The organism is Stenotrophomonas mexicanensis (genome assembly GCF_032911605.1).
GTDB classification, from domain to species: Bacteria; Pseudomonadota; Gammaproteobacteria; order Xanthomonadales; family Xanthomonadaceae; genus Stenotrophomonas; species Stenotrophomonas maltophilia_A.
The window spans coordinates 48366-60033 of record NZ_JAWJTG010000030.1 but is presented as its reverse complement, the minus strand read 5'-3'; the positions used below and the strand labels follow the sequence as shown (position 1 = coordinate 60033).

The window sequence follows — 11668 nt, the reverse complement described above, 5'->3', positions numbered from 1 at the left end:
GGCCGGCAACCTCCGGATCTTCTGCGGCGTCTGCGTGGTTGCCGGCCAGCGGCCGGCACTACCTGGCGGTCACAGCCGGTAGGCGATGGTCTTCATGACCTTGGAAGCCAGCGCCATCGCGCCCGGGATCGGGAACGGCAGGCGGCGTGCGCCGGCCTGCTCGGCGTGGTCCGCATGGCGGGCCTCGTCTTCCTTCATCACGGCGATGACCGCGCGGCTGCGCAGGTCGCCGGCCGGCAGGTCGACCAGGTGCTCGTCCAGATGGGCTTCCACCTGGCGCTCGGTCTCGACCACGAAGCCCAGGTTCCAGCCGTCGCCGCGCAGCCCGGCCAGGGTGCCGATGGTGTAGCTGCCGGCGTACCAGAGCGGGTTGAACAGGCTCGGACGGCTGTCCAGTTCGCCCAGGCGGGTGGCGCACCAGGCCAGGTGGTCGGTTTCTTCCTGGGCCGCTTCCAGCAGGTGTTCACGCGTGGCCGGGTCGCGGGCCACGGCCGCCTGGCCGAAGTACAGGCCCTGTGCGCAGACCTCGCCGACGTGGTTGATCCGCATCAGGCCGGCCGCGTGGCGGCGTTCGGTGCTGTCCATGCCCGGCTCGTCGGTGTCCGCAGCCGGATAGGGGCGGGCCGCCGGCGGGTTGCCGAACACCGTGTCCAGGGCGCGCTGCGCCTCGGTCAGCAGGTGGTCCAGCGGGGTGATCTGGCGGAGCACGGTCATGGCGGTACACGGTGGGGCGGAAGACCCCGCGATTCTCGCCCGACCCCGTCCCCCTGCCAACCCGGTCAAGGGCCGGCTTGCAACGGGGGGGCTGACCTGCGTACAATCCCGCCTCTTACGCTTCACCTTTTCACAACGCGTGGCAGAGTTCCGGCGAGCCTTTCGCCGCAATGAGCCCGACCTAACCTAGAGTTCTTCATGAGCACTTTCACTGCCAAGAACGAGACCGTCCAGCGCGACTGGTACCTCGTCGACGCCGAGGGCAAGACCCTGGGCCGTCTCGCCACCGAGCTGGCCCGCCGTCTGCGTGGCAAGCACAAGCCGGTCTACACCCCGCACGTTGATACCGGCGACTACCTGGTCGTCATCAATGCAGAAAAGATTGCCGTCACCGGCAAGAAGCTGCAGGACAAGATGTATCACCGTTTCACCGGTTACATCGGCAACCTGAAGACCGAATCCCTGGCACAGGCGCTGGAGCGCCACCCGGAGCGCGTGATCGAGATCGCCGTGAAGGGCATGCTGCCGAAGGGCCCGCTGGGTCGCCAGATGTACCGCAAGCTCAAGGTCTACGCCGGCACTGAGCATCCGCACGCCGCACAGCAGCCGCAGGTTCTGGATATCTAATCATGGCTATCACTCAAAACTACGGCACTGGCCGCCGCAAGTCCTCCACCGCTCGCGTGTTCCTGCGCAAGGGTTCGGGCAACATCACCGTCAATGGCCGTCCGCTGGACGAGTTCTTCGGTCGTGAGACCGCGCGCATGATCGTGCGCCAGCCGCTCGAGCTGACCAAGAACACCGAAAGCTTCGACATCCTGGTCACCGCCGCTGGCGGCGGCACCACCGGCCAGGCCGGTGCGATCCGTCTGGGCATCGCCCGTGCTCTGGTCGAGTACGACGAAACCCTGAAGTCCGAGCTGCGCAAGGCTGGCTTCATGACCCGTGACGCCCGTGAAGTCGAGCGTAAGAAGGTCGGTCTGCACAAGGCCCGCCGCGCCACCCAGTTCTCCAAGCGCTGATCTACCGCGCCTGGTTGGGCTCCTTCGGGAGCCCGCTGGTTGGACAAGCAAAAGCCCGGCTTCGGCCGGGCTTTTGTCGTTCTGGGGAGCGCATTTCGAGGTTGCCGGCCAGCGGCCGGCACTACCCGGGGGGTGCATGTCAGCAGGGCGGGGTTCTGCAGAAAGGGATCCCACCCCGGACGCCTCTCTGGAGAAGAGCCCCCTTGTTGTTCAAGGGGGTGCGCCGACAGGCGCGGGGATAAGGTGGAATGCGCGACCAAATTAAAAGCAAAAGGCCAGATCTTTCGATCTGGCCTTTTGCTTTTAATTTGGCTGCCCCGGATGGATTCGAACCACCGAATGCCTGAGTCAGAGTCAGGTGCCTTACCGCTTGGCGACGGGGCAAAACGTGCAACTATTTTCTCACTTTTCACGCTGAAAAACAACTTGATTTTCAGTGTGGTGGCTATGGGTGGACTCGAACCACCGACCCCAGCATTATGAGTGCTGTGCTCTAACCGGCTGAGCTACATAGCCTTGGTGAGCCCGCTATTCTGCGGATGTGTATCGCCCCTGTCAACACTTTTGTATCGTGCTTGTGGGCCGACAGGCGGCATGGGATAGTCCCGACCAGTAGATTTTTTAGGAGTCCGCATCGTGATCGATCCGGACGGCTATCGACCGAACGTCGGCATTGTGCTGATGCGGCAGGACGGCCAGGTGTTCTGGGCACGACGTGTGCGCCGGGACGGCTGGCAGTTCCCGCAGGGTGGCATGAATACCGACGAGACGCCTGTCGAGGCCATGTATCGTGAACTGCAGGAAGAGACCGGCCTGCTGCCTGAGCACGTGGAAGTGCTCGGGGCAACGCCCGGCTGGCTGCGCTACAAGCTGCCGGCGCGGGCCATCCGCCGCAACGAGCGGCAGGTCTGCATCGGCCAGAAGCAGGTCTGGTTCCTGCTGCGCCTGACCGGCGACGAGTCCCACGTGAAGCTGGACCACACCGACTCACCCGAGTTTGACCACTGGCGCTGGGTGGACTTCTGGTACCCGGTGGAGCACGTGGTGATGTTCAAGCGTGGCGTCTATGCGCGCGCCTTGCGACATCTGGCGCCGTTGGCGCGCGGGGTGGCCGGGCAGGGCGTGACTGCCATGCCCAAGAGCGCTGCGGAGGCCTGGATGCCGGGCCATACCGCCGGGCATGACCGCCCACGCAAGCGCCCACGGACCCGCGGCTACTGGCCGAAGAAGGCCACCGGCGATGGTCCGGCCACGTGACCGGCTGAACCGTATCGAGAATGGTTCAGGTCTCTGATTGACAACCATTCTCGTTTCCATTGGAATAGCCAACAGGCCACTCTTGGCCTGTCAGCCCGGTTCACGCCTGTGTACGTCTGCATCTGCAACGGAGTCACCGACCACCAGATCCGCGAAGCCGCCAGCCATGGCGTCAGCACGGTGGCCGAACTGACCATGCGTACCGGTTGTGGTGCCACCTGCGGTTCCTGCCTGGACATGGCCGGCGAGCTGCTGGCCAAGGCGCGCGCCACCCACGACCTGCCGTTGCCGGTGCTCGGCCTGGCACAGGTCGCCTGAGCGACTTCTTTCGCGGCGCATTGACGCCGCGCATTCGTTTCCTTCACTGCGTGCCGCACAGGCCAATGCGCACGATTCGCGTTCCTTCACCGGCGCGCGCAAGGCGCTAAAGTGCCTGCGTTTTCAGCGCGCAGGAGCACCCCCATGAAGGGCGACACCAAGGTCATCGAATTCCTCAACAAGGTCCTCTACAACGAGCTGACCGCGATCAACCAGTACTTCCTGCACGCCAAGATGCTGAAGAACTGGGGCATCAAGGAGCTGGCCGAACACGAGTACAAGGAATCGATCGACGAGATGAAGCATGCCGACATGCTTGCCGACCGCATCCTGTTCCTCGAAGGCCTGCCGAATTTCCAGGCCCTGGGCAAGCTGCGCATCGGCGAGAACCCGACCGAGATCCTGCAGTGCGACCTGTCGCTGGAGCGCGACGGCGTGGTGACCCTGCGCGAGGCCGTGGCCTACTCCGATTCGGTGGGCGACTACGTCAGCCGCCAGCTGTTCGTGAAGATCCTCGACTCGGAAGAGGAGCACATCGACTGGCTGGAAACCCAGCTCGACCTGATCGAGCGTATCGGCGAGCCGAAGTACCTGCTCAGCAAGCTGGAAGAGTGACTAGCGTCGAGCTTGCTCGACTGTGATCAGCATGGCGATGGTCGAGCAAGCTCGATGCTACCGATGCTGTGCCAGGTAGCCCGTCAGCGCCACGCGCGCCCGGGCGAATTCGGCAACCAGCAGCGCCACCGCCACTGCGGGGCGCTGCAGGCTGCCACTACGGGCTTCGTGCTCGATCCGCTGCGCGATTGCCGACAGCGACAACGCCCCCACGTTCGCACTCGATGATTTAAGGCTGTGGGCGATTGCCTGCAGTCGCGGCTCGTCGCTGCTCTGCGCGGCCTGCTGCAGCTGCTGCACCATCGCCGGCGCATCCTCCAGGAACACCGAGACGATCTGGAGGGCGGTATCGCCGATCACCGCGTGCAGTTCGTCCAGCACATCACGGTCCAGCACCGGTTGCGTCACCGCTTGGCTTTTCGTCTCTTGTAGAGCCGGGCCATGCTCGGCTGGCGGGATTCCACTGGCCCCGGATGCATCGCCGTAGAGCAAGCTCGACGCTACGACATCGCGTGATCGCTGCCCCCAGCGCTTCAACAGCGCATGCAAGGTGGCGCGCGCGATCGGCTTGGACAGGTAATCGTCCATGCCGGCCTGCAGGCAGCGTTCGCGGTCACCGGCCATGGCGTTGGCCGTCATCGCGATGATCGGCAACCGCGAGCGCCCGGTTTCCGTTTCTTCCGCACGCCAGCGGCGCGTGGCGGCGTAGCCGTCCAGCACCGGCATCTGGCAATCCATCAGCACCACGTCCACGCCGCCCTCGCGAAGGGCGGCCAGTGCCTGCTCGCCGTCGGCGGCGTTGCGCACCTCGCACTGGAACACGCGCAGCAGATGCTCGGCCACCATCCGGTTGACCGTGTTGTCTTCCACCAGCAGCACGCGCAGGTGCAATGGCGGCAGCGTCGGTGCGGGCAAGCCGTCTTCGGCATTGGCCAGCAGGGCGGCAGGGCGGGCAGGCGTGGCAGGCGCCGCCAGCAGTGCATGCAGGGCTGCATCATCGAAATGCGGGAGCAGCTGGCGTTGGCGCGGGCGTTGTGCAGGCGTGTCTTCCTGCAGCCACAGTACCTGCAGTGCATCATCGTCGCCGCGCTCGGCCAGCGCCTGCTGCAGCGTGACCTCGCCGTTGCGGCGGGTGCGGGAATCGACAATCAGCCATGCCGGTGCTGGTTGTCCGGGCCGCGCGGGAGCGCGCAGGCGCTCGACCACGGCATCCAGCTGTGCCAGCACCTGCACCTGCAGCCCATGGTGGGCGGCGATGCGCTCGATGCGTGCCTGCAGCGTTGCATCGGCGCTGAACAACAGTAGCGCTGCGGGGGCGCGCGCCATCGCAGGCAGGTCGCCGGGTACTTTCAGCAGCGGGATCTCGAACCAGAACGTTGCGCCCTGGCCGGGTGTGGACTGCACGCCGATCTGCCCGTGCATCAGGTCGATGATGCGCTTGCAGATGGCCAGGCCCAGGCCGGTGCCACCGTAGATGCGCGTGGTCGAGGCATCGGCCTGGCTGAAGGACTGGAACAGGCGTGCCTGCAGTGCCTCATCGATGCCGATGCCGGTGTCGATGATCTCGAAGCGCAGCTGGTGCTGGGCCGCACCTTCGCCCAGGCGCTGCACGCGCAGCTGCACCTGGCCGCGGGCGGTGAACTTGATGGCGTTGGCCAGCAGGTTGCTCAGCACCTGGCGCAGGCGTACCGGGTCGCCGCGCACCGGCAGGCGCACCGATGGGTCAAGCTGCAGGGCCAGGGACAGGCCCTTGGCATCGGCGGCGCGCTGCATCAGCTGCACCACGCCATCGAGCAGGTCGCGCAGGTTGAAGCTGGTGATCTCCAGTTCCAGCGCCTGCGCTTCCAGCCGGGAGTAGTCGAGGATGTCGTCGACGATGCGCAGCAGCTGCTGTGAACTGGCCGAAGCGGTGGCCAGCATCTGCCGCTGGTCCTCACCCAGCGGCCCGCGCGCGATCAGCTCCAGCATCGGCAGGATGCCGTTGAGCGGCGTGCGGATCTCGTGGCTCATCGTGGCCAGGAACTCGCCCTTGGCCAGCACGGCCGCTTCGGCGGCCTGCTTGGCCTGCAGCAGCTGCTGTTCCAGCTGGCCCTGGCGTTCGGTGGTATGGCGCAGCTGGTCGCGCTCGGCGGCCAGCGCGCTGTGCTCGCGCTGCAGCTGGGCCAGTGCCCGGCTGCGCGCGCGCAGGCGCATGCCCAACAGCAGCAGTGCGACGGCCGCAGCAAGGGCAACCAGCAGCACGCCCCACAGCGGCACCTCAGAGCACCGCGTTGTGGAAGTCGAAGTTCAGGTCACTGCCGGCCGACTGCACCATGTTGCCCTGGATGTAATCGACGCCGCCGACCCACATCGCTGCCGCGGCCTGCGGGTCCTCGATCTGCTGGCCGATGATCTGCAGCCCGGCGGCATGCGCCTGTTCGATCGCCTTGCGCAGTTCCTCGCGCGTGGCCGGGTTGGAATGGCTGCTGGAGAAACGCGCGGCCATGCGCACGAACGACAGCGGCAGCTGGGTCAGCAGTGCATCGGCTTCGCCACTGGGTTCGAACTGGCTCAGGCAGAAGCGCACGCCGGCGCCGGCCATGCGCTGGCAGAACTGCTGCAGCGGCACGGTGTGGATCAGCGCGTCGGGCAGGCGCACGTCGATCACCAGCGCACTGCCGGGCAGGTCACGCTGCTGCAGTGATTCCAGCAGCCAGTCGCCAAAGGCATCGCGCTGCAGGGTGCGCAGCGACTGCGAAACGAACAGGTTCAGCGGTTGCGTTGCGTGCCTGTACAGGTCCAGCAGGCCCAGCGCATGGTCCATCACCTGCTGGTCGAGGTCGGCGATGCGGCCTGCCGCTTCGGCGGCGGGAATCACCTGGCCGGCCGCCAGCACCGTACCGTCGGCCTGGCGCAGGCGCAGCAGCAGCTGGTACTGCGCGGTGTTGCCACCGGCGACGGCGACGATCGGCTGATAGGCCAGCTCCAACTGGCCCTCCAGCAGTGCCAGGTGTTCCTGTTCGGTGACGGCCTGGCGATGCACATGGCCTGCCACGCCGGCGCTGAGCAGGCGTGCCTGCAGGGTGGTGCGCTCGACCGCTTCCAGTGCAGCGTTGGCATCGTCGAAGCCCGGCGACAGCGGCGCGTAACCCACCACGCCGCGCAGATGCACCGATTCATCATCGCGGATCACGAAGGCGCGCGCCGAGAGCTGCTCACGCAGGGTCGCGGCGATGCTTTCCAGGCTGTCTTCATCGGTATTGCGGGCCAGCAGCAGGAAGCTGTTGTCGTTCAGGCGTGCCAGCAGGTGCGGATGGCCGGCCTCGGCCAGGCGCTGCCCGGCCTGCACCATCAGGCGCTCGAAGGCGGCGTAGCCATAGCGTTCGCGCAGGCCCAGCGCGCTGGCCACTTCAATGAAGAACACGCCGCCCCGGTCGCGGTGGGTGAGGGTGGCGTTGAGTTGCTGCAGCACGTGGTGACGTGTCGGCAGGCCGGTTTCCGGATTGCTGGTGGCCGGTGCGCCGGTAGCACCAGGCAGGGTTGCTGCCTGCGCACGTGCGCGGCGGATGCGGTTGGCCACCGCCGCGATCAGGTGGCGGGGGCGGATCGGCTTGCTCAGGTAATCGTCGGCGCCGCTGTCGAGCACCTCGAACTGGCGTTCCGGGTCCGGATCGCCGCTCAGGAACACGATCGGCAGCAACTGCAGGCCAGGCTGCTGGCGGATCAGCGCGGTCAGGCGCATGCCGTCCAGGCCGGGCAGGTGCAGGTCCATCAGGATCAGGTCGGGCCGATGCTCCTTGATCGCCTGCAGCGCGCCGTCGGCATCGCTGTGCACGATCGCCTGCATGCCGGCGCCATGCAGCACGCTCTGTGCGAACAGGGCCTGCGGGCGGTCGTCCTCGACGATCAGCACGCGGTAGGGCGAATCGGAGGGCGGCGGCGCCTGGTCGTTGTTGCCAGCCTCGGCAAGCACGGCCGGGGCCGGCAACGGCGGCGGTGCGCTGCCGATCGATGCGGGTGCGTCGGAGGCGGCCAGCGGCGGAACCGCGGCCGGCGCTGCGGCGACCGCGCTCGCCGGTTCAGCGGTCCAGCGTTGCCAATGATCGGCCGGAGGGGTTTCAGCGCGTCCCGGGCGGGCGCCCGCGGGGGATTCGTTTGCGGCCATCGGTGCTCCTGGTGTTCGCGTCCATTATGCGACAAGCCCGGCGATCAACCGGTACCGGGCTGGCGTGGACTGTCGGGCGACGCACTGCGTGCCAGCCAGCGCACGCCCTTCCACAAGGTGCGCCAGACCAGCCACACCAGCAGCGCGCCGGCCAGGCTGCAGGCCAGCACCACGATCAGCGCGATCCACGGGTGTGCCAGGGCCAGGGCCAGGCCACCGACCACCACGGTGTCCTCGGCGGCGGAGGCCACCCAGTTGCTGGCAGGCTCGGGCGATGTATTGAGCAGGGCGCGGGTGCCGGCCTTCAGGCCATGGCTGGCCAGCGCGACACCGGCACCGGCAGCAAGTGCGCCGGTGCCCAGCTGCCCATCCGGCGACAGCGTGGCTGCGGCAAGGAAGGCACCTGCGGGTACGCGTGCCAGGGTCTGCACCAGATCCCACGCCGAGTCGACGCCGGGAATCTTGTCGGCGAAGAATTCGGTCACCGCCAGCGCTGCCGAGGTGCCCAGCACCCACCACGATTCCGTGGCCTGCAGGGCCGGCGGCAGGTCGACCCAGCCGAGCAGGCCGGCCAGGCCGACACCGAACACGGTGAGGTAGACGCGGATGCCGGCCAGCCAGGCCAGCAGGATGCCGATCACGAACAGGTGGGCTTCGGTCATGGCGATGCTCCGGCGACGGAACTGTGCAGGGGACCACACTATCGACGATGGCATGCCTGAACGCCACAGACGGTGGCTCGCCACTGCGCAGGAAACCCACCCGTCCTGTCATACACTAGCCCGTCGTTTGCCACAGGGGCCGTACCGGTGTCGCCCTCGCGATGCCCCCGGAATCCACCCATGACCAACCGTCCTCCCATGCGCGTGCAGGTTCGCCTGCCCGGCGCGCCGCAACCGCCGGCCGACCGTCGCCGCCTGCTGGTGATCGGCGGCATCTGGCTGCTCAGCCTGGTGCTGGCCGTGCTGGGTGGCTGCTGGATGGCCACGCCGCGCGATGCACAGGGCCAGCGCCTGCAGGCCGCCGAGAAGCGCGCCGAGACGTTGCAGGCGCAGCTGACCGAACTGCGCCAGAAGCAGGCCACGCTGGAAGCCTCCGACCGCATCAGCCGCGCCGCCAACACCGAGGTGCAGTCCTCGCTGGCCGAACGCGATGAGGAAATCGCCGGCCTGCGCGCCGACGTTGCCTTCTATGAGCGCCTGGTGGGTTCGACCAGCCAGCGCAAGGGCCTGAACACCCATTCGATCGAGTTCAGCCCGGAAGCGGCCGGCACCTGGCAGTACACCGCCGTGCTGACACAGAACCTCAACCGCGGCGCCATCAGCCAGGGGCAGATGCGTTTCACCGTGGAAGGCGTCAAGAACGGCAAGCTGGCCACGATCAGCTGGGATGATCTGCACCAGCGCAGCAAGGTACCGGGACAGGATTACTCGTTCCGGTACTTCCAGCAGCTCACCGGCAGCGTGATGCTGCCGGCTGACTTCACCCCGCAACGCGTGCGGGTGACATTGGGGAGTGGTACGGGGGGTACCACCCAGGTATTCGACTGGAAACAGGCCGGTGCGCCGGCCGCCAAAGGGGAGTAGGCAGATGTTCGGAAGCAGCAAATCCAACCGTGAAGGCCAGCTGGTGGTGGATGCCCTGATCGGCAACCAGGTGGTGATCCGCGGTGATGTGGAATTCAGTGGTGGCCTGTATGTGGAAGGCCGCATCCATGGCAAGGTGATCGCCGCCGAAGGCGCCAGTGGCGCGACCCTGACGGTCGCCGAGCATGGCGTGATCGAAGGTGAGATCCGTGCCCAGGTGGTGGTCATCAGTGGACGCCTGGACGGCGACGTGCATGCCACCGAGAAGGTCGAACTGACCCCGAGCGCGCGGGTCAATGGCAATGTCCATTACCAGGTGGTGGAGATGAATGCGGGTGCCCAGCTGAACGGCCGCCTGATCCATGCCAGCGCCCCGATGGCGGCCCTGCCGGCCCCGGAAGGTGATGAGGCCAATGGCGGCAAGGGTGACACCGCCGCACGCCGCAAGCTGGCCGAGGCGATGGCTTGAAAGCCATCGTCGGCACCCCCATGCTGACACCATGAGCACGCTAGTCTCCCTGCCCGGCGCCACCCCGGTTGCCGCGCCCGATTACCAGTCGCTGGAGCGCCCGCTGAACTTCACCGAGTCGGCGGCCGCCAAGGTCAAATCCCTGATCCAGGAAGAGGGCAACCCCGACCTGGCCCTGCGCGTGTACATCGAAGGCGGTGGCTGTTCGGGCTTCCAGTACGGGTTCGAGTTCGACGAGAACCGTGCCGAGGATGACCTGGCGGTACAGACCAGCGGGGTGACCCTGCTGGTCGACCCGCTGAGCCTGCAGTACCTGATGGGCGCCGAGGTGGACTACACCGAGAGCCTGACCGGTGCCCAGTTCGTGATCCGCAACCCGAACGCCAAGACCACCTGCGGCTGCGGCAGCAGCTTCAGCATGTAAGAGGCCTGTGGCCGGAAGGTGCCAACCAAGGTTGGCACCTCAGTAGATCCACGCCATGCGTGGATGCTGTGCCTGCACGCCCACACCGGCAGATTGCGCACAGCGCCGAACTTGCCACCTGCATCGATTGGCGGCACGCTTGCCGGATGCCCAATACTCCTTCGCCGCTTTCCGGTTTCGCCTTCGTTGGCGAACCGCTGGAGCGCGCCGATGCCCTGCGCGACGATGCCGATGCACTGGCGCGCCTGTGGGCGGGCGCGCGCATTCTCGTGCTCGATCAGGACGGCAGCGCCTTCACCGGCGATGACGACCAGCCGCTGGTGCTGACCGGCGCCGACATCGGCGGCGGCCCGGGTGCCGCGATCTTCCTCGGCCTGCGTGGCGAGCAGGCCTGGTTTTCGGTCGAAGCCGCCAGCGTTACGGTTACTGCGCCCCGCCGGCTCGACCTGCGCCAGGCCGCACTGCTGTGGCCGATGGCCGATGCGACCGCCTTCAGTTATGCCCGCGGCATGTCCTACTGGCACTCGCGCACCCGCTTCTGCGGCGTGTGCGGCGGTGCCGTGGCGTTTGCCCGTGGCGGCTTCGTTGGCCGTTGCGCGCAGTGCGCCACCGAGCATTACCCGCGTGTCGATCCCGCCGTGATCGTCGCCGTGGAAAACCAGGGCCGGCTGCTGCTGGGCCGGCAGTCGAACTGGGCACCGCGGCGTTACTCGGTGCTGGCCGGCTTCGTCGAACCCGGCGAGACCTTCGAGCAGACCGTGGTGCGTGAAGTGCACGAGGAGAGCAAGGTACGGGTGACTGCCTGCCAGTACCTCGGTTCGCAGCCGTGGCCGTTCCCGGGTGCGCTGATGATCGGTTTCCGTGCACAGGCGCAGGATGACCTGCCGACCGTGGATGGCGAGCTGGAAGATGCGCGCTGGTTCAGTGCCGACGAGATCGGTGCTGCACTGGCACGCGATGTGGAGGACGATGGCCAGGGCATCCGCCTGTCGCCGCCGATCTCGATTTCGCGCGGCCTGATCGAACACTGGTACCGGCAGCAGAAGGGCTGAGCGGGGCTGACGGTGGCGCCTGTATTGCCGCCACCTGAACACGGCCCGGGTTACAGTCCGGTTCACC

The 11668-nt window shown here is 67.0% G+C and carries 13 protein-coding genes and 2 tRNA genes; 9 read left to right on the top strand and 6 right to left on the bottom strand.

What is annotated here, in order from left to right; translation table 11 throughout:
* Positions 1-69 precede the first annotated feature (69 nt).
* Positions 70-714: a 2-polyprenyl-3-methyl-6-methoxy-1,4-benzoquinone monooxygenase gene (gene coq7 / locus R1L06_RS13870; RefSeq protein ID WP_049401665.1), complete on the bottom strand. Its 645-nt coding sequence runs from the start codon at positions 712-714 to the stop codon at positions 70-72.
* Between the two features lie 198 nt (positions 715-912).
* On the opposite strand from coq7, the gene rplM reads away from it, so the two are divergent.
* Positions 913-1341, top strand: coding sequence for a 50S ribosomal protein L13 (gene rplM / locus R1L06_RS13865; protein WP_005414692.1), 429 nt, complete (start codon positions 913-915; stop codon positions 1339-1341).
* A 2-nt stretch (positions 1342-1343) separates the two neighbouring features.
* A complete protein-coding gene (gene rpsI / locus R1L06_RS13860; protein WP_005411311.1) occupies positions 1344-1736 on the top strand; it encodes a 30S ribosomal protein S9 in 393 nt (130 codons plus the stop codon).
* Between the two features lie 309 nt (positions 1737-2045).
* Here the strand turns inward: rpsI and R1L06_RS13855 are convergent.
* Positions 2046-2120 (bottom strand) — tRNA-Gln (locus R1L06_RS13855).
* A 55-nt stretch (positions 2121-2175) separates the two neighbouring features.
* A tRNA-Met gene (locus tag R1L06_RS13850) sits at positions 2176-2252 on the bottom strand.
* A gap of 120 nt (positions 2253-2372) precedes the next feature.
* On the opposite strand from R1L06_RS13850, the gene R1L06_RS13845 reads away from it, so the two are divergent.
* The 3 genes from R1L06_RS13845 (at position 2373) to bfr (ending at position 3926) form a co-directional block, all read left to right on the top strand.
* Complete coding sequence (locus R1L06_RS13845) at positions 2373-2993, top strand: RNA pyrophosphohydrolase (RefSeq protein ID WP_032127170.1); 621 nt, start codon at positions 2373-2375, stop codon at positions 2991-2993.
* Between the two features lie 108 nt (positions 2994-3101).
* The gene (locus tag R1L06_RS13840) at positions 3102-3311 is read left to right on the top strand and encodes a (2Fe-2S)-binding protein (RefSeq protein ID WP_100474180.1); all 210 of its coding nucleotides are present in this window, start codon (positions 3102-3104) and stop codon (positions 3309-3311) included.
* A 144-nt stretch (positions 3312-3455) separates the two neighbouring features.
* The gene (gene bfr / locus R1L06_RS13835; RefSeq protein ID WP_005419804.1) at positions 3456-3926 is read left to right on the top strand and encodes a bacterioferritin; all 471 of its coding nucleotides are present in this window, start codon (positions 3456-3458) and stop codon (positions 3924-3926) included.
* Between the two features lie 57 nt (positions 3927-3983).
* On the opposite strand, the gene R1L06_RS13830 is transcribed toward bfr, so the two are convergent.
* The 3 genes from R1L06_RS13830 to R1L06_RS13820 are packed head-to-tail and all read right to left on the bottom strand — an operon-like array spanning position 3984 to position 8732.
* Positions 3984-6182 carry an ATP-binding protein gene (locus R1L06_RS13830; RefSeq protein WP_317217982.1) on the bottom strand — a complete coding sequence of 733 codons (2199 nt, stop codon included), beginning with the start codon at positions 6180-6182 and terminating at the stop codon, positions 3984-3986.
* A gap of 1 nt (position 6183) precedes the next feature.
* The gene (locus tag R1L06_RS13825) at positions 6184-8070 is read right to left on the bottom strand and encodes an EAL domain-containing protein (RefSeq protein WP_317217981.1); all 1887 of its coding nucleotides are present in this window, start codon (positions 8068-8070) and stop codon (positions 6184-6186) included.
* A gap of 44 nt (positions 8071-8114) precedes the next feature.
* On the bottom strand, positions 8115-8732 hold the full coding sequence (locus R1L06_RS13820) for a DUF4126 domain-containing protein (protein ID WP_005411305.1): 618 nt from the start codon (positions 8730-8732) through the stop codon (positions 8115-8117).
* A 180-nt stretch (positions 8733-8912) separates the two neighbouring features.
* Here R1L06_RS13820 and R1L06_RS13815 point away from each other — a divergent pair, with 180 nt between their 5' ends.
* The 4 genes from R1L06_RS13815 (at position 8913) to nudC (ending at position 11601) form a co-directional block, all read left to right on the top strand.
* Positions 8913-9656 (top strand): DUF6776 family protein, encoded by a 744-nt coding sequence (locus R1L06_RS13815; RefSeq protein WP_019336613.1) that lies wholly within the window; start codon positions 8913-8915, stop codon positions 9654-9656.
* 4 nt (positions 9657-9660) lie between these two features.
* Positions 9661-10125 (top strand): bactofilin family protein, encoded by a 465-nt coding sequence (locus tag R1L06_RS13810; RefSeq protein WP_006398829.1) that lies wholly within the window; start codon positions 9661-9663, stop codon positions 10123-10125.
* A gap of 31 nt (positions 10126-10156) precedes the next feature.
* Positions 10157-10549 (top strand): iron-sulfur cluster insertion protein ErpA, encoded by a 393-nt coding sequence (erpA, locus tag R1L06_RS13805; protein ID WP_005419789.1) that lies wholly within the window; start codon positions 10157-10159, stop codon positions 10547-10549.
* Positions 10550-10695: 146 nt separating this feature from the next.
* The gene (gene nudC / locus R1L06_RS13800) at positions 10696-11601 is read left to right on the top strand and encodes an NAD(+) diphosphatase (protein ID WP_317217980.1); all 906 of its coding nucleotides are present in this window, start codon (positions 10696-10698) and stop codon (positions 11599-11601) included.
* Positions 11602-11668 lie beyond the last annotated feature (67 nt).